This window comes from Trueperella sp. HMSC08B05 (assembly GCF_001808405.1).
GTDB lineage: Bacteria > Actinomycetota > Actinomycetes > Actinomycetales > Actinomycetaceae > Trueperella > Trueperella bernardiae.
Genome location: NZ_KV793272.1, coordinates 26,801 through 52,444, shown reverse-complemented (window position 1 = coordinate 52,444; position 25,644 = coordinate 26,801). Strand labels below are relative to the sequence as shown.

Below are 25,644 nucleotides of genomic sequence, written 5' to 3'. Positions count from 1 at the left end.
GCTACATGTGCGTGCGCATCACGGTGACGGGATCGCGGTAGGCGGCAACAACGCCGGGCGTGAACGCCGCGAACACCGCCGCAGTGACCGTCAGGATGAAGGTTGCCAGCGCAAACGTCCAGGGCACGGCCACGCCGCGGGTTGCGAGCACGATGTGCGCGCCCAGCACGCCGGCCGCGGCGCCCAGTAACGCGGAGTAGGCCACGCGCAACTGGACGAAGGCTACGAGCTGAGAGCGGGTGATGCCGAGCGTGCGGCGTCGTCCAAGATCGCGGGCGTGGAGGAGGACGTCGGCGAACACGACGCCAAACACGATAAGCAGCCCGGCTCCCATCGTCTGCGCCACGTTTGCAGTGCCCGAGCTACGCAGGATCCCCATAACCTTGAGCGATTCGGCTGCCGACGCCGCCGCCGACTGCTTGGCGATCTCGATCCCTGGGAATTCGCCGACGACGTCGGAGACGTCCCGCTCCATGCCCGAGAGCACCTCGAGGCTGCGTGCCACCACGTGCAGGCGTGCGTAGGCGCCGGCCTCCTCGGTAGAGATGGCGTAGGAGTTGAGGTCGGTGAACGGGGGTCGCGCCGCGAAAGTGCCGACCACCGCCCACTGCTCCCCGGCGGGGGACTCCACGTAGCCCACCCCGTCGACAAGCCGGAGCGCGTCGAGCGCCCCGGGGCCGATGACGACCTCGTGGGGGTCGGGCATCCGGCCCGAGGTGAGTGTGAGCGCGCCGTCGACGTCGCCGGCGATGTGGGACAGTGGCACGGGCGTCGAGTCCTGGCCGAGGTTGCCGGCTACGATGTCCTGCGGGGTGGTCATGGCCAGCGCGCGTTCGACCGAGGACAGCGAGCGCACCGAGTCCACGATCGGCATCCCGATCACCTGCTGCTCGCCGTCGGTGAGCTTGAACGTGCGCGCCTCGGGGGCGTTGAGCGACTCGCTGATGGAATCGTAGGTGGCGGCGTTCGAGCCCGCGCTCGCCATTGTAATGGCGCCCATGCCGGCGGTCAGGAAGGCGATGAGGAGGGCCGCCACGGGAGAGGAGCGGAAGGCGCGCCAGGATTCGGCGAGGAGTTCGGCGATGTTCATAGGGCGAGCACCCTGTCCGCGCGTTCCAGCACCACCGGGTCGTGCGTGGCGATGACGACGGCGCGCCCGGACGCCGCCATGTCGCCGAGCGCGTCGAGGACGATCGCGGAATTTGCGGGGTCGAGATTGCCTGTCGGCTCGTCGGCGAGCACGACGGCCGGGTCGTTGACCAGCGCCCGGCACAGCGCCACTCGTTGCGCCTGGCCGCCCGAGATCTGGGCCGGGCGGTGGGTGGCCCGTTCCTCCAGGCCGACCTCCGCTAGGAGGCGGCGGGCGCGCTCGAGGAGGTCGGCCCGGCGCGCGCCCGCATACAGCCCGGGCTCGATCACCGAGTCGATCATCGGGCGTGCCGGGTCGAGCTCGGAATCTTGAAAGACGAAGCCGAACTCGCGTGCCCGCACGGAGGAGATCTCGTGGTCCTTGAGCGTGGTGAGGTTCCTCCCGCGTAGCCGGATCGTGCCCGACGTCGGGCGCAACAACATGCCCAGGATGTAGAGGAGCGTGGACTTCCCGCGGCCGGACGGGCCGGTCACCGCCGTCACGCCGGCCTCGAAGTCGTGGGTCAGGCCGTCGAAGAGCTCGGGCAGGGAGGCCTTGTAGCGAAAGGTGAGGTCCGTGACGGTGAGGATCCCGGTCACGACTCCTCCTCCTGCGGCCCCGACAACAGGAGCGTGTCGCCTTCCTCCACTCCCTCGACAACCGCGAGGCCGCCCGAGACGCCCACGACCGTGACGTTCACGCTCTCCTGCGCATCTCCCGCCACGCGGGTCACGCTGGTGGTGCCGTCGGCGTGGGTGCTGATCGCGGCCACCGGGACGGTCACGCCCGTGGCAGGAGGGACGAGGACGACGTCGGTCAGCAGCGAGGCCGTGGCGGTGGGCGGGAGGGCGTCGCATTCCTCGCCGCAGACGAGCCCGCCGTCGGCGCCGAGCAACTCGAGCGAGATGCCCTCGTCGGTGGTGCTGGACTGGCCGACCACCCCGTCCCACGTCAGCTCACCGTGGTGGACGCGCACCGTCGTTCCGGGTGGGATCATTCCCGCCTGGGTGGGGGTGACGATCATAGCGAAGCTCGGATCGCGGTCCAGGATAGAGATCGCCCGCTCCCCGCCGGATAACCGGGCGCCCGGATAGAGGATCGACCTATCGATCATGACCGGGGTCGCCTCGGAGGGGATGGCGATGAGCTGGCCGATCGGCACCACGTCGTCGAAGCCGGCGCCATGCTCGGCGAGCAGGGCCTTCATCGCCGCCCGCGTGGCCGCGGTGAACTTCTGCCCAGGTTCGGCGAGGAAACCGGTGTCGACCAGCATCTGGTTGAGCTGGGCGACGTCGTCGCCCGAGTCGCCGGGCGCGAGGTCGCGCCAGAATGGGGTAGAGCCGACGACGGCGAAGACGGGCCGGGCGTCGACCTGGTAGAGAATGTCGCCCTGTGAGGCAGTGGAGGCGTCCGTGACCTTGAGGACGTAGCCCTCCAGCGCGTTGACCGTCAGGGGGAGCGCCTGCCTGCTCACGCTCGCCGTGAGGACGATCTTGTGCTCGATCGTTCCCGACGTGGCCTCGACCGTGGTGGGCGCGGCGTCCTTGGTAGGTGCGGAGCTCGGGGACGCGACGGTGTACCCCGCCCAGAAGACGCCGGCGAGCACGACGACGGCGCCGAGGAGTGTCGCGAGAGCACGAAAACCTTTCATACGGGTTCCCTTACATGCGCAGCGTTCTGGATCAAGCGGGAGGCCTGAACTTGCGGTGTTGGTTCGCTACTCAGAATCAACTAGTTGATGATCTTAGGCGCGCACGTAGCGTAGGTGCCTTACCAGAGTAGCCATGGCGAACTTGCAGACCACGTCTTGGTCCCTCCAGATGTGGTGTATCCCCATCCCACATACTCGCCGTACTTCGAGTAAACGGTCGAACCGCCGAGTTTAAGAGTCATAGTAGCGAAACGCTGTTGCTCACCTCTGACAGCATTCCTTGCGATTGTTGCGCAAGAATGAGTCCCCGATTTTGTACCAGCCGAAGCAGGCATTGTAGCGCCAAATACGAGCGCTACCGACATCATGGTCGCAGCAACGACTCTACCAAATCTCTTCATGAGATTATCCCTTCTATCATCACTGAAATAGGTACTTTCAGGTTAAATGTCGGGCATTCTTCGATCAAGGATACCTACTACTGCCTTGGTAGGAAGGCAAGATTCAGTCTGATTTGCCATAGTTGATAACAGATTGCTTTGAAGGATGGTTTTCATGCGTAAGCCTTTCTGTGCCGTACTTGTGACTGTTTTGCTCGCGGGTTGTTCCGTTCCCCAGGCACAACAGCCCGACGCCCCGACGTCCGAGGGCACGGGGACCTCGGAGGGGCCGTCGCGGGACTGGGATCCCAAGGCGTGGGAGCCAACCGTCACCATTACGCGCCCCTCGCTGACCGAGGACGAGAAGGATCAGACCCGCAAAGAGGTTGCACGGCAATTCGTCACGGATCCCGAGCTGCTTGAGAGCCTGCCTGATGTGCCCGTCGTCGCCTATTACGATTCGTTCCGAGAACAAGAAAAGAAGATGGCCGAGTGTATGACCGACGCCGGCTTTAGCGCCAAAGCACTTCAAACGGGCGGCCTGTCCTATGGTAAGTATCCCGAGTTGCAAGAGCGGGCATTCCAGCTGGCGGGATACACGTGCCAAATGCAGTTTCCCTTCGACCCGGCCCTCGCCCGCGACTGGTCAGCCGAGCAGGTCGGGCTCGTCTACGACTACTGGAACGAGTACATGATTCCGTGCCTGGAGGGCTACGGCTATGCGACGGACGTCTCCAAGCGCCCCTCGCGTGAATCCTACGTGCAGAACTTCTTCGCCGAGGACGGCTCGGGGCGGGAGTGGTTCCCCACCGACCTCCAGCCTGCTCTCGAAGCCGAGGGCGGCCACGACGACGTCCTCGAGGCCTGCCCGGCGCTTCCCGCGAGCGACATGCTCTACGGGGTTGCCCTCAAGTAGCGCCTAGAAACGCAGTGGTGCCCGCGCAATCGCGCGGGCACCCCGTGGGATCAGATCGCTTTTACACGTCAGATCTTCTGTGGCTCGATCTTCCACACCTCGCGGGCGTAATCCCGAATCGTGCGATCAGAGGAGAAGCGGCCCGACTCGATGATGTTCTTCAGGCACATCGCCGCCCAGTGGCGACGGTCGGCGAAGTAGTCAGCCGCCACCCTATCGCGGGTCTCGCGGTAGGAGGCGAAGTCGCCCAGCACGTAGTATTCGTCCGCGCCGCCCCAGCCGTCGAACAGCGAATTGTGCAGGTCGTGGAACAGCCCCGTGCCGCCGTCGTCGAGCGTGCCGTCCACCAGCGCATCCATGACACGCTGTAGGCCGGGGACCTCGGCGGCCGTGCGCCGCGGGTCGTACGTCTTGCGCAGCTCGGGCAGCTCGTCCTCCGTGGCGCCGAAGATGTAGGCGTTGTCGTTGCCCACCGCGTCCACGATCTCCACGTTCGCACCGTCCATGGTGCCCAGCGTGAGCGCGCCGTTCATCATGAACTTCATGTTGCCCGTGCCCGAGGCCTCCTTGCCGGCGGTGGAGATCTGCTCGGAGATGTCGGTGGCCGGGATGATGTGCTCGGCGGGGGAAACGTTGTAGTTCTCCACGAAGACCACCTTGAGGCGGCCGGCCACGTCGTCGTCGTTATTGACCAGTTCGCCGATCGTGTTGATCAGCTTAATGATCGCCTTCGCACGCACGTAACCGGGGGCGGCCTTCGCGCCGAAGATGAACACGCGCGGGGGCACCTCCATCGACGGGTCGTCCTTGATCTGGAAGTACAGGTCAAGGATGTAGAAGGCGTTGAGTAGCTGGCGCTTGTACTCGTGCAGGCGCTTGATCTGCGTGTCGAAGATAGCGTCCGGGTCCACTTCGATGCCCTGGCGGTGCTTGATCCACGCGGCGAAGTCCACCTTGTTGGCGTGCTTGATCGCATTTAGGCGGTCGAGCACGTCGGCGTCGTTGAGGTAGCCCTCGAGGTTCTTCAGCAGGTCCAGGTCGCGTACCCACTCGTCGTTGCCCAGCAGCTCGGTGAGCAGGGCGGACAGGCGCGGGTTGCACTGGTCAAGCCAGCGGCGCGGAGTCACGCCGTTGGTCTTGTTGTTGAACTTCTCCGGCCACACGTCGTACCAGTCCTTGAGCGTGTCGGCCTTGATGATCTCCGTGTGGAGGGCGGCTACGCCGTTGATCGAGAAGGCCGCGTAGCAGGCGATCCACGCCATACGGATGCGGTTGCCAGACACGGGTGCCATGTAGTCGATCTTGCCCTGGTCGAAGCCGGCCTTTGCCATCTCCTCGCGGAAGCGGCGGTCAATCTCGAAGATGATCTCGCGGATGCGCGGGAAGAGCCGGTCGAAGATCGACACCTCCCAGGTCTCCAGCGCCTCGGCCAGCACCGTGTGGTTCGTGTAGGCGAACGTGCCGCGCACGATCTCCCACGCCTCGTCCCACCCGAAATCGTGGTCATCCATGAGGATACGCATGAGCTCGGGGATGGCGAGAACCGGGTGGGTGTCATTGAGCTGGATCGAGTTGAACGTCGCGAAATCCTTCAGCGTTCCACGCTGGGCCAGCTCGTTGTCCACGATCTGCTGGAGGGAGGCCGAGCAGAAGAAGTACTGCTGGCGCACGCGCAGCACCTTGCCCTCGAAGGAGGAATCGTTGGGGTAGAGCACGCGCGAGATGTCGTTGACCCGCTCGCGCTCCACGATCGCGCCCGTGAAATCCTGCGAGTTAAACGCGTTGTAGTCGAAGTCGGCCATCGGCTCGGCCTTCCACAGGCGCAGCGTGCCCACGGTGTCGGTGCCATATCCGGTGATCGGCATGTCGTAGGGGATCGCGCGGACCTTGAGGTCGGCGTAGTTGATGAACTTGACGTTCTCCTCACGGCGGATGACGAAGGGGTAGCCCTCCTCCATCCACGGATCGGGCTCTTCGCCCTGGTTGCCGTCCTCGAAGAATTGCTTAAACAGGCCGTAGCGGTACAGGATGCCATACCCGCGCACGGGCAGGTTCTGGGTGGCCGACGAGTCGAGGAAGCACGCGGCTAGGCGGCCCAGGCCACCGTTACCAAGCGCGGCGTCGTGCTCCTCCTCCAGGACGTCGCTCAGGTTCTGGCCGAACGCGCCCAGGGCCTGTTCGGCTTCCTCGACCAGCCCCAGGTTGTTGAGGTTGTTGAGCAGCGCCCGGCCCATGAGGAACTCGGCCGAGAAGTAGTGCTGCATGCGCGAGGCGTTGTAGCGCTCCTCGGTCTTTTGCCAGTTGTCGGCAAGGTGGTCGACGACGGCGGCCGCGGTGCCCTGCCAGTATTCCTGCAGTGTGGCGGAAAGGACGTTCTTGCCAGAGACGGAACGGACCTGGCCCGCAATTGTCGCGGTCAAATTATCGTGAGTCATGAAACCCCTTCAGTGAAGCGTGGACGTCCACGAGACCTAACGCTCCAAGGATACCCGCGAAAAAAGCGTCTCCAAATTGGTCCAGGATTGTTGCAAGAAAACGTCAGTAACGCATGCCAAGCGCGTCGTGAACTTCCGCGAGTGTCTGCGCCGCCTGCTCGCGGGCCCGGGCCACTCCGCGCTCGAGCACGGAGGTGAGGTAGGCCGGGTCGTTTGCAAGCTCGGCGCGGCGTTCGCGCAGAGGTGCCAAGTGCTCGTTGAGGGCCTCGGTGACGACGTTCTTCAGGGTCCCGCCGCCGCCGTTGCCGATCTCCTCAGCGATCTCGCGCGGGTCGCGGCCGGTGGCCAGGCCCGCCAACAGCAGGAGGTTGGACACTTCGGGGCGGCCCTCCGGATCAAACGTGATGAAGCGCTCCGAATCGGTCACGGCCTTCTTAATGAGCTTGGCCGTCTCATCCGCGCTCATCCCCAGCTCGATCGTGTTGTGGCGCGACTTGCTCATCTTCGCCCCGTCCAGCCCGAGCACCGACTCGGCCTCGGACAGCAGGCCCTGCGGGCGCGGGAACACACGGGACTCGCCCTTGTGGCCGTAACGGGCCTCGAATCGGTCCGCGATCACGCGCGCCTGCTCCAGGTGGGGGAGCTGGTCCTTGCCAACCGGCACCAGGTTGGCCTTGCAGAACAGGATGTCGGCCGCCTGGTGGACCGGGTAGGTCAGCAGCAGGCCGGACATGGGTCGCCCGCCCGTCGCCTCAAGCTCGGCCTTGACGGTGGGGTTGCGGCGCAGTTCGGCGTCGGTCACGAGGGAAAGGAAGGGCAGGAGGAGCTCGTTGAGCTCGGGCACCTGGGAGTGGGCGAAGATCGTGGTCGCCTCCGGATCCATGCCGATCGCCAGGTAGTCGGTGAGAAGGGAGTAGACCGAATCGCGGATCGAGCCCGTCTCATCGCGGTCGGTGATCACCTGGTAGTCCGCGATCAGCAGCCAGGTATCGACCCCGCGGCGTTGGATGTCCACCCAATTGCGAAGCGCTCCAAAGTAGTGACCGATGTGCAGGTTGCCCGTGGGGCGGGCGCCCGTGAGCACACGGAACTGGGAAGGGTCCTCGGCAATGGCCCGATCGATCTTCGCGCTCACCGAGCGAGCGTGATCGAGGGAGGCATCGGACATGTCAAAGCTAGCGCGATCAGTCATGCCCCCATGATAGGTGGCCGCCTCGACGTTTCGAAACTTCTAGGCCGGGTTGGCGAAGAACAGTGTCAGTGAGAGCGGGGGCACGCGCGTGAGGGCGCCGGGCGCGTACGTCGGCGTCGATCGGCGCGGAGTCTCCCAGGTGGAACGCCACTCGAGACGGAACGGGTTGCCCCGCCCCTGCGGGAGCTGCACCACGCGCCAGGTGACGTTGCCGTTCGCCACGATCAGCGCGTCCGCGTCCTGCCCGAAGCCCGAGCGCAGGGCCTGCAACAGGCGCACGTTCGGGTCAAACCACTTGTAGTCGGGCATCATCTGGCCGGTGTAGTCGAGCCAGGTGATGTCGGGGATCACGTCGCCGTCGGCGGTGTTGCCCGTGTAGAAGGTCGTGGGGCGGAAGGTGCGGTGGTCGCGGCGCAGGCGCAGCAGGTAGGCCACCGTGTCGAACATGTTGCGCTGGTCCTGGTCGAGGTCCCAGTCGATCCACGAAACCGCGCCGTTTTGGCTGTAGGCGTTGTTATTGCCGCCCTGGGTCTTCATCAGCTCGTCGCCGGCGGCGATCATCGGCGTGCCCACGGAGAAGAAGAGGGAAGCGAAAAGGTTACGCATGGTTTGACGACGCGCGGCCAGGATCTTCGGGTCGGCGCTCTCGCCCTCCACCCCATGGTTCCACGAGCGGTTGTTGTCCGTGCCGTCTCGGTTGTCCTCGCCGTTACTCTCGTTGTGTTTGTGGTTGTAGCTCACCAGGTCATACATGGAAAAGCCGTCGTGGGCGGTGATGAAGTTGACCGAGGAATACACCCCGCGCCCGCCGGGCATGCGCCCGTGCCCGAACAGGTCCGCCGAGCCGGCGATGCGGGTGGCGAGGTCGCGCTGGTCCCCGCCCTGGCCACCGTGGACGATCGCGGCCGGCTCCGTGACCCAAAACGAGCGCAGTGTGTCGCGGAAGCGGTCATTCCAGTCCGCGGTCGGCGGCGGGAACTGGCCGGTGCGCCAGCCGCCGTGCCCCAGGTCCCACGGCTCGTTGATGAGCTTGACCTGGGACAGGATCGGGTCGGTGGCCATCGCCACGTAGAGCGGGTGCATGTGGTTAAACGAATCGCCCTCGCGCCCGAGCGTGACCGCAAGGTCGAAGCGGAAACCGTCCACCCCGATGTGCTCCACCCAGTAGCGCAGCGAATCCAGGGTCAGCCGGATGACCGGCATGCGGCGGAAATCAAGGGAGTTGCCGCAACCGGTGGTGTCGATGAGCTGGCCCGGCCGCTGGGAATCGTGGCGGTAGTACATCGAGTTGTCCAGCCCGCGCCAGGACACGGTGGGCCCATCGGAGCCTGCCTCGCACGTGTGGTTGTACACGACGTCGAGCAGCACCTCAATCCCCGCGTCGTGCAGGAGCTTGACCATGCCCTTGACCTCGTCGATCACCGCTTGCGGCCCGGCGGCCCGGGAGGATTCCATCGCGTAGGAGGGCTCGGGGGTGAAGAAGCTTAGGGTGTTGTACCCCCAGTAGTTTTCCTTTCCCTGGACGGACAGGAAGGGTTCGCTCATCTTCGCGTGGATCGGCAGGAACTCGATCGCGGTGACGCCCAGGCTCTTGAGATGGTTGATCGTGACAGGGTGGGCGGCGCCGGCGTACGTGCCGCGCAGCTCCTCGGGGATGCCGGGCAGGGCCTTCGTCAGCCCGACCACGTGCGCCTCGTAGATGACCGTCTGGTCCCACGGCACGTTCGGCCGATGGATCTCCAGGGGCTGATCTTCGACCACGACGCCGAGCGCCGTTACCTCCGCCGAATCGCGCTGGTCGGCCTGGTGTGACGGGTCCGGCTTGAGGTCGGCGTCGACGACGTGCGAGTAGAGCGCCGGGTGGAGTTCGGGGGTGCGGGTGATGGCGCGCGCGTAGGGATCGAGGAGGATCTTGGCGGGGTTGTGCAGGAGGCCCTGGGCCGGGTCCCAGCGCCCGTGCACGCGAAAACCGTAGGCCTGGCCGGCGCGGATGCCGGGCACGTGCCCCGACCACACGCCGTGGTCACCGCGGCGCAGGCGGAAGCGGCGCTCGGAGGTGTGGTAGGCGCTTGCGTCCACGAAGCAGACGTCCACTGCCGTAGCGTGCGAGGCCATGACGGCGACGTCGACCCCATGGCCGGTAAGGTGCGCGCCGAGGCGAACCGGGCCCGTGACGGGCAACGACGGCTCGGGCTCGCGCGCGGTATAGCGCGACACGGGCTTTGTGGATTGCTGGGAAGTCACGAACCCTATTGTGGCAGTTTATGGTGTGAATCGGTAGCGGGCTGGCCTCCGGCAGTGTCGGAGGGGCGCAGTAGAGTGGAGGGGGAAGGAGGCACGATGTACGGAAAATTGAGCGAGCGGCGGGCGATCGGCCAGCGGGACGCGGAGAGCAGGTCTGATCCGCGGGCGGGGCTGGCCGATCCGCGCGGACGATACCTCTTAATTCAGGAGGGGGACGTGCCGTTCGACGGTGCGCTCGTGTTTTTGACGCGCGGCCAGTTCCAGCAGCTGGGCGCGCCTGAACCGTCCTACCTCGGCGTGTTCGAGGGGCGGCCGTACTTCGGCGTCGACGCTGGGGCGCTCAGCGTTGATCGCGCGTGGCAGGGCGAGCTGGCCGGCTTGCGCTTCGCGCCGTTGCGGGAGGTTGGCCACCTGCTGAACGAGGCCGAGGCGGCGCTGGCGATGGAGGCGATGGCGCTCCTCAACTGGCATGGCACGCCGTACTGCCCCATGTGCGGGCAGCGCGCAGAGCTGGTCGAATCGGGTTGGCAGATGCGCTGCCCGGGCGGACACGTGATCTTCCCGCGCATGGACCCGGCGGTCATCATGGCGATCCGGGACGGGGCGGACCGCCTGCTACTCGGGCGTAACCGCAGTTGGCCCGCCGGGCGCTTTTCCACCCTGGCCGGCTTCGTGGAGGCCGGGGAGACCTTGGAGGACGCGGTGCGCCGCGAAGTCCTGGAGGAGGCAGGGATCGAGGTGGGGCGCCTGGAATACTTCGCCTCCCAGCCCTGGCCCTACCCGCGCTCGCTCATGGTGGGCTTCCGCGGTTGGACGGCGCAGGAGGCGCCGGAGCTGAGGCCCGACGGCGTGGAGGTGGTGGAGGCCATGTTCGTCACGCGCGCCGAGCTACGCCAGATGTACGCGGACAACCCCGCCTCGATGCCCGGGCCCACGTCCGTGGCTCGCGCCCTCATCGAGGACTGGCTGGGCGGACCGCTAGAAAAAGGAGGGGCACGTGTTTGATGCCGAGGAGCTACTGAGCCACCTGGACCCGCGCCAGCGCGAGGTGGCCGAAAACGTGAGCGGGCCGATGGCGGTGCTGGCCGGCGCCGGCACAGGCAAGACCCGCGCGATCACCTACCACATCGCTTATGCCGTGCACTCGGGCCAGCAGCGGCCCACGAACATCCTGGCCGTCACCTTCACCCACCGGGCGGCCAGTGAGATGCGCTCGCGATTACGCGACCTGGGGGTGCCCACCGTCCAGGCCCGCACCTTCCACTCGGCGGCGCTGAGCCAGCTGCGTTATTTCTGGCCGAACGCGATCGGCGGGCGGGTGCCGGAGATCAAGGAGTCGAAGGTCAACCTGGTGGCGAGCGCCGCCGCCCGGCTGGGAATGAGCGTGGACAAGGTCTCGGTGCGCGACATGGCGGCCGAGATCGAGTGGTCGAAGGTCTCGCTCATCGCGCCGGGGGACTACGAACGCGAGGCCGCCTCCCAGCTTCGCCCGGAGGTGGCCGGCTATTCGCACGCGGAGATCGCCGCGCTCATCAGGGCCTATGAGGAGGTCAAGTCCGAGCGCGCCGTCATTGATTTCGAGGACGTCATCGTCATCCTTATTGGCATCATGCGTGATCGGCCCGACATCGCGGCCACGATCCGCAAACAGTACCAGCACTTCGTGGTGGACGAATACCAGGACGTGTCGCCCATGCAGCACCGCCTGCTCCAGCTGTGGCTGGGCGATCGGCGGGACCTGTGCGTGGTGGGTGACGTGTCGCAGACCATCTACAGCTTCACCGGGGCCTCCGCCCGGTATCTGGAGGGCTTCACGCAGGAGTTCCGCGGGGCGCGCACGGTCAAACTCAACCGCGACTACCGCTCCACCCCGCAGATCGTGGAGCTCGCCAACGCCGTCATCGAATCCGACCACAACGCCGCCGCCGTCCAGCTCGTCTCGGCGCTAAAGTCCGGCCGGCCCGTCACGTACTCCATGTATGCCGACGACGCCGACGAGGCGGTCGGCATCGCCGGCAAGATCCTTACCCTGCGCGAGTTGGGCATGGACTTTTCCGACATGGCGATCCTCTACCGCACGAACGCCCAATCCCAGGAGTTTGAGACCGCGCTCGCCCATGCGGGCATCCCGTACGAGATGAAGGGGTCGGAGCGCTTCTTCATGCGCCGCGAGGTCAAGGACGCGATGGTGGCCCTGCGCGCCGCCGCGCGTGGGGCGGTGGCAGGGGAGTTGCCGCAGATTGTGGAGGACACGCTTTTTGGGATGGGCTGGCGGCCCGAGGCGCCCGAGGCGGGGGCGGCCAAGGAGCGCTGGGAGTCCCAGAACGCTCTGCTCAAGCTGGCCCAGGCCATGTGGGACAGGCGCCACGCGAGCGTGGCCGAGTTCGTGGCCGAGCTCGAGGAGCGCGCGGAGCTGGGCAACGAACCCACCACCAACGCTGTCACCCTCTCCTCCCTCCACGCCGCCAAGGGTCTGGAGTGGGGAGCCGTGTTCCTCGCCGGCATGAGCGAGGGGCTCATGCCGATCTCCCACGCCTCCAGCCCCGAAGCGGTGGCCGAGGAGCGCCGCCTGCTCTACGTGGGCATCACCCGCGCACGCGAAGAGCTCTTCATCTCCTATGCGGAAGGCAACCGGGGCCGGTCCAAGCGCAAACTCACCCGCTTTCTCGACGAGCACTGGCCCCAGCCCGAATCGCGCTCCACGCGCTCGCGGCGGGCCAGCTCGAAGGCGGCCAAGGAGCAGTGGGCGGCGGAGAATCCTGACGACGTGGCGCTGTTTGAGGAGCTGCGCATGTGGCGGCTGGCCAAGGCGCAGGAGACGGGCAAACCCGCCCACCTCATCTTGCACGACGTGACGTTGCGCGAGATCGCCGTGAAGAAGCCGCGCGACCTGGCCGAGCTCGGCCGTGTGCGCGGGATCGGTACCCGCAAGCTCACCGACTACGGCTTCGACCTGCTCGCCATCGTGGGCGACAAGCCCATCGGCTTCGGGCGCTAGCCGAAGCCGGTTCACGCGGTGCTGAGCGTGCACCCGCACTTGGGGTGGGGCTGGAGCACCATCGGCTCGGGCGGATGCGGTGCCGGCCCCACCTTCCACATGTGGGGTACGGGCCCGCCGTCCAGGTAGGCCACGATGTCGCGCACGGCCAGCGAGATCACCATCATCGCCGAGGAAGACTCGGGCATGAGGGGCGTGGCCGAGCAGGCCTGCTGGATGAGGTCGGTCCAATTCGGGTCCGCATCCGCGCGGTGCAGCATGAGGCAAGTGCCGCACGCCGACTCGTGAGGGATTGAGAGCGGACCGGCGAACACGTCCACCTCCTCGATCCAGGTCTGGTAGACGGGCGCGGACTGGCCCAGGTACATGCCCACGCTCACCGGGTCGGTGGCATACGTGCCGCTGACCACCACCACGTCTGGCGGACGTACCCCCATGTCCACCCCCGCGGTCTGGATGGTGGGCGCCTCCCGGCGCAGCAGGGTCTTGAGCGCGGCGGCCCGCCCCCTGCCCAAGCCGAGCGAGGTCATCGTGGGATGATCGCTGTAGCCTACCGCGCCGGAGTCGTCTGTAGTAATCTTGCCCACCCCGCACCGGGCGAGCGCGATCGCGATGCCGGCGCCCAGGTAGTCGGCGCGGTGGATGTGGACGTGGCAGTTCTGGCGGCGCGGCGAATCCTGCCGGATGCGCCGCCACGGCGCGTGGTCCACCCCGGAGGAGGGGCGCTGGTCAAGCACGCCGGCGTCGGTGAGCATCCCAAGCAGCGCGGCCAGCCGCTTTCGGGAGATGCCGGCGGCCTTGGCCCGCACCTCCACCTCGGGCCGTTCCTGAGGGAGGGTGAGGGTGTCGACGAACGACAGCTCGGCCTTGCTCAGCCCGTCAAGGCTGAGGCCGATGCGCGGGTCGATCCCGATCTGGGCACGCCACGGTCCCGTCCAAAACACTCCAGTGGTCAGCTGCATGAGGCACACGCTAGTCAAAACGCCGGGCGCGGGCCCCGGCAATGCACCGCTGTGGAAAACTGCCGCGCGCTCGCGGGACTCGCCTCGTTCGTGGCACTCGCCTCCCTCGGCCCTCGCCCTACGCGGAGCTCTCTCAGCTCGCGCCGCCCTCTGCCAGCCGGGCTACTCCACGTCGCCGAAGCCGGGCTCGTGCGGGGCCTGGCCCTGGTTCTCGTCGTTGAAGAGGTCCTCGAGGAAGGAATCGAGCTCGGCCTCCACGCTTGCCACGTCCGGGCCGAAGAAGGCGGCCGGGTTGTCGAGCGCGGCGGAGGTGGGCAGGAGGTCGGGGTGAGCCCACAGGGCGTCGCGCTCGTCGATCCCCACGCGGAACTCGGCCTGCTGCCAGAAGGCGGCGGCCTCGCGCTGCAGGCGCGGGGTGAGTTCGATGCCGAGCTGGGCCTGCCACACGTGCTTGGCAGGGTTGTCGGTGGCGTAGCGGCGGGTGAACAGTTCGCGCAGGGCCACGGCGTTGGGCAGGTGCGGTGCCACGGCGCGGGCGGTGACCTCGCTGACCCAGCCCTCCACCAGTGACAGGAGGAGCTGAAGGCGCGCCACGGAATCCTCCTGCTCTTCGGACAGGTCGAGCACGAATACCTTCGACATGTCGAGTTCGGGCATGGAGGACGGGTCGAAGGACATGCCTTCGGTCAGGCCGCGGGCCTGTTCCTCGATCGTTTCCATGTCGATCTCGAAGCCGGAGGCGATCTGGGCGATCGTGTCGATGACTCGCGGGCGCAGCCAGGGCACGCGCGTGTAGAGGCGCGCGGCGGCGGCCTCGCGAACGGCGGCAAATAACAGCACTTCCTCGTCCGGGATCTCGAGGTCCTTGGCGAAGCCCGCCACGTTCGTGGGCACGAGCACGGCCGAGGACCCCTCCATGAGCGGAACGCCCGTGTCGGTGGAGCCGAAGCTCTCGGCCGCGAGCTCCGCCAGCGCCCCGCCGTATTGTACGCCGAGCACGGAGGCGATCATCTTGTTCACGAAGCCGCCCGGGTCGCCGAACAAGCCGGCCATCTGTGGGGGTATGTGCTCGGCCTGCTCGCGGAAGATCTCAGAAAAGGCGCGCGAGACGTTGGAGCCCACCGGCTCGAGCAGCCTGCGGAAGGTGGACAGGGAATGGGCCAGCATGTCGAGGCGGGACAGGGCCATGTTAGGGCCCGTCGTCGGGTCGAGGGCGGTGGCGGCGTCCAGCCACAGGGAGGCCGTGCGCAGGGAGGCGCGGGTCCTATCGGCGGTGTCGGCGGTGAGCCGATCAAGGTGCTGATTGGTGATCGTTTCGCGCGCCACGCGCTCGGCCAGCTTCCAGTTCACCGGCCCCTCGCCCGAGGAGCCGAGCATCTGCTGAATTTGATTCGTCACAAGTGCGAGGTTTGCTGGGTTGAGCATCTGGGACATGAACTGATCCGGATCCTGGCCCTGATTCCTGATTTGCTCAATGAGCCGGTCGGCGGCCTCCGGGCCGAGGATGGCGCGTAGGCGGTCCTGCCAACCGTCGTTGTCCGGGCCCATGTCGCTATTGCTCATTTTTCCTCCTTGGATTCACTATAGGGTAGTAGCAGTCCGCCGCACCGGACAACGCGGGGCGGTGCGCCGAGCGCGAAGTTCCGGAAAGAGGATCACATGTTCACTTCTCGCCCCTCCAAGACCGTCATCTCGGGTGGCATCTTCGCCGTTCTGCTCGCGGCGGGTGCCGCGCTGCCGTCGTCGTATATGGTGCAGCGCCCCGGCCCGGTCCTGGACGTGACCGAGCACGGGGAGAACCTGGTGACGGTCGGGGGCACGCAGACCTTCGATTCGGGCACGCATTTCCTCATGACCACCGTCAACGCCTTGGGCAACGCCGACGCCGGCATCTCGGGTGCCGTGGTGGCCTCGGCGCTCCTGACCTCAGACGAGGTGGTGCCGGTGCGCGCGTACTATCCCAAGGAGGTGTCCTCGAGCGAGGTCAACGAGCAAAACGTTCAGCTCATGACGAGTTCGCAGGACACGGCCGCCGCGGTCGCCTTCGAGGAGGCGGGGATGGACGTGTCGATGACGCTGAGCGTGGCGGGCGTGCCCGAGGGCTCCCCGGCAGAAGCGATCCTGCAGGAGGGCGACGTGTTGCGCGCGATCACGACGCCGGAGCGCACGGCCACGATCGGAACCTTCCGCCAGATGACCAACGTGCTCGACGATACGGCGCCCGGTACGCAGGTGACGCTGACGATCGAGCGCGACGGTTCGGAGCAAGAGGTCACGACGACGACCCGCGGCTTCGAGCCCGACGTCACCGGCTGGGTCCACCCCGGCTCGGTGCTCGGAATCTACGTCTCGGTCGCTGATGTTCAGCTGCCCGCGCAGGCCACCTACGAGGTGGAGGGGATCGGCGGGCCCTCGGCCGGCACGATGTTCACCCTCGCCATTTACGACGCCGTCACGCCCGGCTCGCTGGGCGGGGATGCGGTGATCGCCGGCACGGGTGCCATCGCCTGGGATGGCGACATCGAGCCGATCGGGGGGATCCGCCACAAACTCGCGGGGGCAAGCGCGGCCGGCGCCACGGACTTCATTGCCCCCGCCTACAACTGCCCCGAGACGATCGGGTACGAGCTCGACGGTCTGAATATCTGGGCCGTGCGCACGATCGACCAGGCCATCGCCGCCGTCGAGGCGATCGGCGCGGGTGACACGAGCTCGCTCACTCCCTGCTCGGCGCTGCCCGAAGTGAACCCGGAGGGCTAAGCGCCTGCGGCCCGCCGCCCGGCGGCGGAGGCTGAGCCAGCGCTTAGGGCTGCTCGGCGAAGCCCATCTTCAGCCCCTCGACGATGCCGGGGATGAGGTTGGCGCCGGAGAGGACCTTGGCGTCGTCGTCAAACTTGCGCATGCGGATCGCGCACCAGCTCTCGCCCGTGCGAAGGACGGAGGCGACGATGCGCACGTCCTGCCGATCCGGGTGTTCGGCCAGCATCTTCTCGGCTTCGACCGGGTCTTCGGGCAGGGTCACCTCGGCGCTGGGCGGAAGAATGATGCGCTCCACGGCGAGGGCCGCGCCATCGACGTCGGCGGGCCAGACGATGCGGCCCAGGAGCTCCTCGAGCGTATCCACCGGGGGCAGGCCCTCCTGCTCGATGGAGAACAGGGTGGTCTCGTCGTTGATCGCGTCGGCCTGGACGTCCGATGGGAGCTCGCCGGCGAGTTCGGGATGCTGGGCGAGCGCATTCTTGGCGAGTGCGAGGGCGAAGAGCCGGATCGGGGCATCCCAGCCGCCGGTGGCCACGTGCCGCTCGATCTCCAAGGTGGACTTCTCCAACGAACGAGTCATGGGGGTCTTCGTATTTTCAGTCACGGCCTATTCTTACCACACGCCACCGGCAAGCTCTTAGGTGAACCGCATGGCGCCCCGCGCGGCAGATGTTATACGGTTTTGTCAGTTCTAACGTGCCCAAATGCCCGCAAAACGCGGCCATGAAACGAGGTTTATCTTGACTACATCCACCGAAAAGGAGCATCGGGCCCGGCCAGGAGCGTTCATCCCCACGCTGATCGTGCTCGGCTTGCTGGTGTTTGCGCTCATCGGCTTTGCCGGTTTTTGGACCGAGCTCAAGTGGTACGAACAGATTGAGGCCGCGCGCGTGTTTTGGACCCAGTACGGCGCGTCGATCGCCCTCGGCGCGATCGGATTCGTGCTGGTGTTCGGGGTCGTCGTGCTCAACCTGTGGATCGCGGTGCGCGAGCGCAAGACGCCGGAGAACGTCATTAACCTCGACGGGAACAACTTCCGCGACACGCTGCTGGGGCGCAAGTGGCTGACCTTCGGCGTGGTGCCCGCGGTGGTCTCCCTGCTGTTCGGCGCGGGCCTGGCCGGCAACTGGCAGACCTTCCTTCTGTGGATCAACCGCTCCTCGTTCGGGGAGGCGGACCCCGAATACGGCCTGGACGTGTCCTTCTATGTCTTCTCCCTGCCCGCGATCCACACGATCATGAGCTTCATGGTGACCTTGGTGATCCTATCGTTCATGGTGGGGGCCGTGGTCTACTGGATGACGGGCGATATCGGGGCGGGCCAGCGCGGATTTACCGTGTCGAAAAAGGCCCAGGCACACGCCGGCGTGTTGCTCGCGATCGGCACGCTCATGATTGCCGTCAACTACTGGCTCGCCCGGTATGACCTGCTGCTGGGCAATAACCAGCGCTTCTCCGGCGCCACCTACACCGACATCAACGCCTCCAAGCCGGGCCTGACGATCCTGGCGATTGTGGTGGTGCTCGTGGCGGGACTGTTCGTGGTCGCCGCGGTGCAGCGCCGCTGGAAGCCAGCCGTCATCGGCATCGCCTCCACGGTGGCCACGGCCCTCGTGGTGACGATGCTTTACCCGGCGCTCGTGGAGAACTTCAAGGTGCGCCCGAACGCGGCCGAGCTCGAATCGACCTACATTCAGCGCAACATTGACGCCACGCTCAAGGCCTATGACATGGCCCACGTTGAGACCCAGCAGTATGACGCGCGTACCGACGTCGAGCCGGGCCAGCTGCGCAAGGACTCGGAGACGGCGGCGCAGATCCGCCTGCTCGATCCGAACATCGTGGATCCCTCGTTCAACCAGCTCCAGCAGAACCGGCAGTATTACCAGTTCAAGGACCCGCTCACGGTTGACCGCTACGAGATCGACGGGCAGACGCGCGACACGGTGATCGCGGTGCGCGAGCTCAACCTCGGGGGTCTGGACGCCGAGCGTCGTTCCTGGGTCAACGACCACACGGTCTACACCCACGGCTTCGGCGTGGCGGCCGCCTACGGCAACACGATTACTTCGCGTGGCGACCCGGCGTTCTGGGAGGCCGGCATCCCGTCCACGGGCCAGCTCGGCGACTACGAGCCACGCGTGTACTTCGGTCAGCAGTCGCCGTCGTACTCGATCGTGGGCGCACCGGAGGGCTCGGACCCGTGGGAGCTCGACTACCCGGACGACACGGCCCCGAACGGTCAGGTGATGAACACCTACACCGGTAACGGCGGGCCGAGCGTGGGCAACGCCTTCGAGCGGCTCATGTACGCCATCCGGATGAGGTCGACCGAACTGTTCTTCTCTGACCGCGTCACCTCCGATTCCCAGATCCTGTTCAACCGCGACCCGCACGAGCGCGTGCGCAAGGTAGCTCCGTACCTGACCCTGGATACGAAGGCCGTGCCCGCGGTGGTGGACATGGACAACGATCCGTCCACCCGCAAGGACCTGGTGTGGATCATCGACGGCTACACGACGTCGAACAACTACCCCTACTCGGCGCGCGAGACCCTGACCGAGGCCACCGCGGATGCGACGACGACCGGCCTGGGTCAGCCGCGCCCGGAGGAAATCAACTACATTCGCAATTCGGTCAAGGCCGTGGTCAACGCCTACGACGGCTCGGTCACCCTCTACCAGTGGGACAACGACGATCCGATCATCAACGCCTGGAAGTCCATCTTCCCCGGCCAGATCACCGAGCTGTCCGAGATGCCGGGCGATCTGATCGCCCACGTGCGCTACCCGGAGGACCTGTTCAAGATCCAGCGCACCCTGCTGGCGCGCTACCACGTGACGGACGCGAAGTCGTTCTACTCGGGCGGCGACTTCTGGAACGTGCCGCTGGAGCCGACCAAGGCCGCCAGCCCCACCACCCCGAAGCAGCCCCCGTACTACCTTACCCTCAAGATGCCGGGGGAGGACCAGACGGCGTTCTCGCTCACCACGTCCTACATTCCGGGCGGCCAGACGAACCGTAACGTCATGACCGGCTTCCTTGCCGCATCCGGCGACGCCGGCAACGAGAGGGGCGTCAAGGGCGAAGGTTACGGCAAGCTCAGCCTGCTCGAGCTGCCGCGAGACCTGACGGTGCCCGGCCCCGGCCAGGCGCAGAACACGATGCTGGCCAACCCGAAGGTGTCTACGGATCTCAACCTGCTCCAGCAGGGCGGCACGGAGATCATGCGCGGCAACCTCCTGTCGCTGCCCGTGGGTGACGGCCTGCTCTACGTCCAGCCGGTTTACGTCCAGGCATCCTCGGGTACTCAGTACCCGACCCTGCAGTACGTGCTCACCCTGTTTGGTGACAACGTGGGCTTCGCGCCCACGCTGGATGAGTCCCTCGACCAGGTCTTCGGCGGTGATTCGGGTGTGAACGCGGGCGATGCCGGCGTCGTGGGCGAAAAGGAGGCCCCGCTCGAGGGTGCGACGCCGCCGGAGGAGCCGAGCACGGAGCCGACTGAGGATCCCCGCAGCGAGCCGAGCCAGGCGCCGATCGCGCCCGTGCCGGGTAGCGTGCAGGAGCGGCTCGATAGCGCGCTGAATTCGGCGAAGAAGGCCATCGAGGATTCGAAGGCCGCGCTGGACGCGGGCAACTGGGCGGACTACGGCAAGGCTCAGGAGGCGCTGGAGAAGGCGATCGACGACGCGGTCAAGGCTCAGCAGGAGATCGACGGCCAGTAGCTGGCGCTGAGTCGCAGGCAGGGGAGGGAGTCCGGGCGGGCTCCCTCCCCGTTTCCTGGTCCCCGTGGTCGCGCAGGTTTGGCCAATGTGGCAAAAGAACGGTTTTGACGTGGTCGAGTTTTGCCAGTTTTGCTGAAATGAGTTCTCCCATGGTCTAGGCTGGAAGCGTGAAGCCGTGAACATTGACGTTCAAGCGGGCTTTACAGATCACAAATCCAGCGACAGGAATAAAACATGCGATCATCTCCACAACGAAGTGCGGCGCTCATCGCGGGTGCAGCGCTGGCGATAGGCGGGATCACAGCCCCCGCCTTTGGCGTAACTTATACATACTCACCGATACCGCAGACGGGGATGTCTGTGGCCTACGCGGACTCGGTCGAGACCACGGGCGAAGGTGCCAACGGCCCGGCGAAGCTCGTTCTCGACGGCAACACTGACACTTATTGGCACACGAAGTGGAACCCTGCGAAGGATCCGCTACCTCACAAGCTCGTCGTGGACCTTGGCGAGAGCGTGGAGGGGCTCGGCCGTATCGTGCTGACCCCGCGCCAGTCCTCTAACGGTTCGGGCCGGTTCGGCAATTTCAACGTCTCCGTTTCTACTGACGCGGAGTGCGCGAACCCGGAGGCATACGCCAGTAAAGACTCGGTCCCCGATTTTGAGTCCGTGGCGGACGAGTCGATCCCCGCGGCCCCGGATGCCGGCAAGCTTGCGCCGGTCAACGTCGATTTCGAGCCGACCGCCGCACGTTGCGTGGCGGTGACTATTAACAGCACATGGGGCGGCAACGACAGCGCGGAGCAGGTGGCCGCGCTGTCCGAGTTCGCGGCCTTCACCGCCGCTGAAAACGAGCCAGGCACCGAGCCGGAGCCGGCCGCTCCTCTCGAGGTCGTTATCCCCGAGGGTGCGCCCGAAATCACGGACGGCCAGCTCACCGTTCACACCCACCCCGCCTTCCCGCAGGTGGTGGACTACCAGCTGGGTGAGAAGCAGATGCCCGGCAAGTTCGGCGATGCGCTGACCTCGGTCAACATTGATGGGAAGGCGACGCCCGTCGTCGTCGGCGATCCGTCCGTCAGCGCGGACAAGACCGCGGTGACGTACCCGGTCAGCCTGCCGTCGGTGTCTGGATCCTTCGATGTGGTTATCTCGGTCAAGGACCAGGTGCTCGACTACCGCATCACGAACATCACTGACCCGGAGAAGAAGATCAACCGCATCCAGATCCCGGGGCTTGACCTCGTGTCGCTGGACTCGGTTGCCGACGCCACGGCGATGGTGGGCGGCGCGCGGATCAACACCAACCGCGCCGCGAACCCGGACAGCTTCCTCACGGTCGCGTCCACCGCCGACACGACTGCACGGGTGTGGATGGCGGTGGCAGCCGGCAACGGCCTGGCCGCCGGTTTCGAGACCAATGCGATTGACGACCAGACCGCCGTGTCCGGCACCTCGGGTAATGACCGCTACACGGTCCAGGTCCGCGAGCAGAATGGCAACCGCATCGGCACCATCTCCCCGTACGAATGGGTGCACCGCGGCGGCGCCGTCGTGCAGTACGACGACGGCAGCGGCATCGGGGAAGAGCCTGATCCCTTCATCCAGGTCAAGATCACGGCTGACGCGAACGCGGACGGGGCTGTCGACTGGCAGGACGCAGCGATCGCCACGCGCGACGTGCTGCGCCCGTTCGTCGGCATGAATGACACGAAGAACACCGTCATCACCCGCATCCCGTTCAACATCGTCTCCCAGGCCACCCACCCCTTCCTGCGCACGCTCGACGACACGAAGCGGATCGCGCTCGCCACGGATAACCTCGGCCAGCAGGTCCTGCTCAAGGGCTACCAGTCCGAGGGCCACGACTCGGCCCAGGGCGACTACGGCAACAACTACAACGAGCGCGCCGGCGGCCTTGCCGACCTCAAGAAGCTCGTGGATGCCGGCAAGGCCTGGAATGCCACCTTCGGTATCCATGTCAACGCCACCGAGTCCTACTCCGAGGCCAAGTGCTTCTCTGACGGGGTGAACGGCTACGTGGACGATGCCGCGAACGGCGTGGCCGCTCCGTGTGAGCTGCGCATGCCGCCGCGGCTCGCGTGGGGCTGGATGAACCAGTCCTACAAGATGAACGACAAGAAGGACCTGGCCACCGGCAACGTGCTCAAGCGCCTGGCGCAGCTGCGCAAGGACTTCCCGGCCGATTCGAACCTCAACTGGCTCTACTGGGACGTCTACTACGAGAGCGGCTGGCAGGCCGAGGCGTTCGCGTGGAGGCAGCAGCAGGAGCTGGGCTTCCGCCTGGCCTCCGAGTGGGCCTATTCGCTTCCCACCCTGTCCACGTGGTCCCACTGGGCCAATGACGAACCCTACGGCGGAACCACGAACAAGGGCCTGAGCTCCACGCTCATCCGCTTCGTGGAAAACTCTTACCGTGACACGTTCAACCCCGATCCGATGCTGGGCAACACCAACGTCCGCGAGTTCGAGGGCTGGGCGGGCAACGTCAACTACAACACCTTCATCCAGGGCATCTGGCAGAAGAACCTCCCGGCGAAGTTCCTCCAGCAGTCCGACATCATGTCCTGGACCAAGCCCGCGAACGGCCAGGCCGGCCGCGTGGTCTTTGCCAACGGCACGGAGGTCACCTCGGCGCAGACCGCGGTTGGCGGGTACGACTCCGCAACCGACCGTGTGGTCACCTATGACGGCGCCACCGTGCTGAACGGTGCAACCTACTTGCTGCCGTGGAAGGACGGCGGCGAGGATCGCCTGTACTACTACAACCCGAGCGGGGAGGCCACCACCTGGAAGCTCACGAATGCATGGGCCTCGCAGTCGAGCCTGAAGCTGTTCAAGCTCACGGCCACCGGCCGCGCCGAGGTCACCGACCTGCCGGTTTCGGACGGCTCAGTGACCATCCCGGCTACCGACGGCGGTGCCACTACGGCCTACGTGCTCTACCCGAGCAGCGCTGTTCCCGCGCCCGCCACCCCGAACTGGGGCGAGGGCACCGGAATTACGGACCCGGGCTTCTTCTCCGGCACCCTCGATAGTTACGACGTGACTGGCGACGCCACCGTCGCCACCTCCGAGCGCGGCAACTACCAGGCCCAGTTCGGCGAGGGCGCGGGCTCGATCTCCCAGGAGATCACCCTGCCCGAAGGCGACTACTCCGCCTGGGCGTGGATCGAGATCCAGCCGGGTAAGACGCGCGAGGTGAGCGTGTCCGTGACCGGCAAGGACGGCGTCGTGACACCGGGCGACTACCAGAAGGACGTGGACGGGGTGGCCACCACCACCATCACCACGTCGGGCGCGATCAATGCCACGGCGTCGGACGAGAAGTTCAAAACGCGCTTCCAGCGCGTGCCCGTCCGCTTCCACACCGACGGCAAGGCGATGACGTTCGCCATCACCGTGGGCGAGGGCGACGCGACCGTGGCGGTCGACGACCTACGCGTGGTGGCCTTCAAGGAGACCGACAAGGCCCCGACAGACGCGACCATCGCGTTCACGAACTTCGAGGACACCGACACCGGCTACTGGCCGTTCGTCACCGGCTCCACCCAGACCGGTGACGCCCGCACGCAGCTCGCCCTGCGCAACGAGCCCTACTCGCAGTCCGGCTGGTGGGGCACCCGCAACGGCCAGAACACCGAGGCGGGCCAGAAGCTCATCGACAACGTGCTCGACGGCGACTGGTCGCTCCTCGCCCACCAGGAGAACGGCGGGCTCATCCTGCGCACCACCACCGCGTCGGTGCCGCTCGAAGCGAACCGCACCTACAAGGTGAGCTTCGACTACCAGGCCGGCTACGACGGCGACTACCAGCTGGTCATCGGCCACGACGAGTCGACCGGGGATAGCTGGAAGGAAGTCATCGACACCCGCAACCCGATCGCGCAGAGCCGCGGTACAGGCTGGCAAGACGCCGACGGTAACGCCGGCAAGGGCACGTCGACCTTCGAGATGCAGTTCCGCGCGAGCTCCCAGCCGACCTTCATCGGTATTGTCAAGGCGGGCAACCACTACCAGGGCGATCTGACGATCGACAACTTCCGCGTGGAGGACCTCGGGCTGATCCCGGGCACCAGTATGGATGTCCAGCAGGTTGAGCCCTCGAGCGACGACGTGCGCACCTACGAGGTAACCACAACGGTGGATTCCTACGCTGACGACCTAACCGACGTGGCGCACAAGCTTCAGGCGCCCGAGGGCTGGACCGTCACGGAGGTGACGGCCGGCGCCACCGAGGCCACGAAGGACGCCGCGTCTGTGGCGACCTGGATGGTCGATGCTCCGCGCACTTCCGAGCCCGGCGATCTGGTCTTCACCGGCACCTGGATGATCGGCGACAAGGCGGGCGAGGGCGCGCAGACCGCGACCATCGACCCGAGCAAGGCCGAGCTCCTCAACCCGATCGGTGGGTCAGACCTGACGGTCACGGACTTCAGCTCCCAGCAGACGTCCGATGAGCCGGCGCCGAGCGGCTTCGCTGCGGCGGCGATCGACGGCGATCCCAGCACCTACTGGCACACCCAGTGGAGCCCGAGTGTGCGGGGCTACCCGCACCACATCACGCTCGAGCCGGCGGCGGTCACGGATAACGACCTGACCTGTACGTTCACCGGTTTCGAGTACACCACCCGCCAGGGTGCGGCGAACGGTCGCATCAAGGGCTACGAGATCTACGTCTCGATGGATGGCGAGGACTGGGGCGATCCGGTCGCTACGGGCAACTTCACTGCCGACCTCGCGCCTCAGGTTGTGGAGTTCCCGGCCGTTGAGGGCAAGTTCGTCAAGCTGGTTGGCCTCGATGCCATCAACGGCGCTGTCTTCGGTGGCGCTGGCGAGATCCGCCTCGGCGGCACCTGTGCTACGCCGGAGCCGCAGCCCGAGCCGGAGCCGCAGCCGGAGCCCGAGCCGGAGCCGCAGCCGGAGCCTGGGACGTGCCAGGCCGTGGATCGTCCGTCGATTCCGGCTCGTGGCACGGGCCTGTTGGGTGAGTTCACGGGTGATCGTTTTGCTGACCTGTGGGCGGTTGACAAGGACAACAGTCTGCGCCGCTACGCCTCTGTGGGCAACGGCACTTTCGCGGGCGGCGCTATCGTCGACTGCAACGCGGATGAGTTCACCGCTCTCGCCCCCATCCCGGACATGAACGGCGATGGGCGTACGGACGTGCTGGTTCGCCACACAGACGGTACGGTGCACTTCTACTACTCTCAGGGTGATGGTTTCCT

15 protein-coding genes are annotated in these 25,644 nt (G+C 66.3%); 6 read left to right on the top strand and 9 right to left on the bottom strand.

Annotated elements, in window-relative coordinates; genetic code table 11:
* Window position 1 precedes the first annotated feature (1 nt).
* From HMPREF3167_RS08205 to HMPREF3167_RS10090, 3 genes are read right to left on the bottom strand one after another with little or no spacing between them, the layout of a single operon-like run.
* Entirely contained in the window at window positions 2-1,090 is a 1,089-nt protein-coding gene (locus HMPREF3167_RS08205; RefSeq protein WP_062613480.1) for an ABC transporter permease, read from the bottom strand.
* A complete protein-coding gene (locus HMPREF3167_RS08200) occupies window positions 1,087-1,728 on the bottom strand; it encodes an ABC transporter ATP-binding protein (RefSeq protein WP_236698659.1) in 642 nt (213 codons plus the stop codon). The genes HMPREF3167_RS08205 and HMPREF3167_RS08200 overlap by 4 nt, the downstream gene beginning before the upstream one ends.
* Window positions 1,725-2,780 carry an efflux RND transporter periplasmic adaptor subunit gene (locus HMPREF3167_RS10090; RefSeq protein WP_068538702.1) on the bottom strand — a complete coding sequence of 352 codons (1,056 nt, stop codon included), beginning with the start codon at window positions 2,778-2,780 and terminating at the stop codon, window positions 1,725-1,727. Before HMPREF3167_RS10090 ends, HMPREF3167_RS08200 begins: the two co-directional genes overlap by 4 nt.
* A 555-nt stretch (window positions 2,781-3,335) precedes the next feature.
* On the opposite strand from HMPREF3167_RS10090, the gene HMPREF3167_RS08190 reads away from it, so the two are divergent.
* Complete coding sequence (locus HMPREF3167_RS08190) at window positions 3,336-4,076, top strand: hypothetical protein (protein WP_070446414.1); 741 nt, start codon at window positions 3,336-3,338, stop codon at window positions 4,074-4,076.
* Between the two features lie 68 nt (window positions 4,077-4,144).
* Here HMPREF3167_RS08190 and HMPREF3167_RS08185 read toward each other — a convergent pair whose 3' ends face one another.
* The 3 genes from HMPREF3167_RS08185 to glgX all read right to left on the bottom strand — a co-directional run bounded on the left by HMPREF3167_RS08185 (window position 4,145) and on the right by glgX (window position 9,947).
* A complete protein-coding gene (locus HMPREF3167_RS08185; protein WP_070446412.1) occupies window positions 4,145-6,511 on the bottom strand; it encodes a glycogen/starch/alpha-glucan phosphorylase in 2,367 nt (788 codons plus the stop codon).
* 103 nt (window positions 6,512-6,614) lie between these two features.
* Window positions 6,615-7,703: a tryptophan--tRNA ligase gene (trpS, locus tag HMPREF3167_RS08180; protein WP_062613484.1), complete on the bottom strand. Its 1,089-nt coding sequence runs from the start codon at window positions 7,701-7,703 to the stop codon at window positions 6,615-6,617.
* A 39-nt stretch (window positions 7,704-7,742) separates the two neighbouring features.
* Window positions 7,743-9,947, bottom strand: a complete 2,205-nt coding sequence (glgX, locus tag HMPREF3167_RS08175; RefSeq protein WP_083281138.1) for a glycogen debranching protein GlgX — start codon at window positions 9,945-9,947, stop codon at window positions 7,743-7,745.
* 96 nt (window positions 9,948-10,043) lie between these two features.
* Between glgX and nudC the strand changes: the two genes are divergently transcribed.
* Window positions 10,044-10,952, top strand: coding sequence for an NAD(+) diphosphatase (gene nudC / locus HMPREF3167_RS08170; RefSeq protein WP_070446408.1), 909 nt, complete (start codon window positions 10,044-10,046; stop codon window positions 10,950-10,952).
* Window positions 10,945-12,945, top strand: coding sequence for an ATP-dependent DNA helicase UvrD2 (locus tag HMPREF3167_RS08165; RefSeq protein WP_070446407.1), 2,001 nt, complete (start codon window positions 10,945-10,947; stop codon window positions 12,943-12,945). The genes nudC and HMPREF3167_RS08165 overlap by 8 nt, the downstream gene beginning before the upstream one ends.
* An 11-nt stretch (window positions 12,946-12,956) precedes the next feature.
* Here the strand turns inward: HMPREF3167_RS08165 and HMPREF3167_RS08160 are convergent, their stop codons facing one another.
* Together HMPREF3167_RS08160 and HMPREF3167_RS08155 are read right to left on the bottom strand one after the other, a co-directional pair.
* On the bottom strand, window positions 12,957-13,907 hold the full coding sequence (locus HMPREF3167_RS08160; RefSeq protein WP_070446402.1) for a hypothetical protein: 951 nt from the start codon (window positions 13,905-13,907) through the stop codon (window positions 12,957-12,959).
* Window positions 13,908-14,069: 162 nt separating this feature from the next.
* Window positions 14,070-15,470, bottom strand: a complete 1,401-nt coding sequence (locus HMPREF3167_RS08155) for a zinc-dependent metalloprotease (protein WP_244899229.1) — start codon at window positions 15,468-15,470, stop codon at window positions 14,070-14,072.
* Window positions 15,471-15,566: 96 nt separating this feature from the next.
* On the opposite strand from HMPREF3167_RS08155, the gene HMPREF3167_RS08150 reads away from it, so the two are divergent.
* A complete protein-coding gene (locus HMPREF3167_RS08150; RefSeq protein ID WP_062613489.1) occupies window positions 15,567-16,667 on the top strand; it encodes a YlbL family protein in 1,101 nt (366 codons plus the stop codon).
* A gap of 43 nt (window positions 16,668-16,710) precedes the next feature.
* On the opposite strand, the gene HMPREF3167_RS08145 is transcribed toward HMPREF3167_RS08150, so the two are convergent.
* Complete coding sequence (locus HMPREF3167_RS08145; protein ID WP_062613490.1) at window positions 16,711-17,247, bottom strand: PPA1309 family protein; 537 nt, start codon at window positions 17,245-17,247, stop codon at window positions 16,711-16,713.
* Between the two features lie 160 nt (window positions 17,248-17,407).
* Between HMPREF3167_RS08145 and HMPREF3167_RS08140 the strand changes: the two genes are divergently transcribed.
* Both HMPREF3167_RS08140 and HMPREF3167_RS08135 read left to right on the top strand, forming a co-directional pair.
* On the top strand, window positions 17,408-20,395 hold the full coding sequence (locus HMPREF3167_RS08140; protein WP_236698661.1) for a UPF0182 family membrane protein: 2,988 nt from the start codon (window positions 17,408-17,410) through the stop codon (window positions 20,393-20,395).
* Window positions 20,396-20,755: 360 nt separating this feature from the next.
* Window positions 20,756-25,644: endo-alpha-N-acetylgalactosaminidase family protein (locus HMPREF3167_RS08135; protein WP_168160846.1), on the top strand; the 4,889-nt coding region annotated here is incomplete at its 3' end.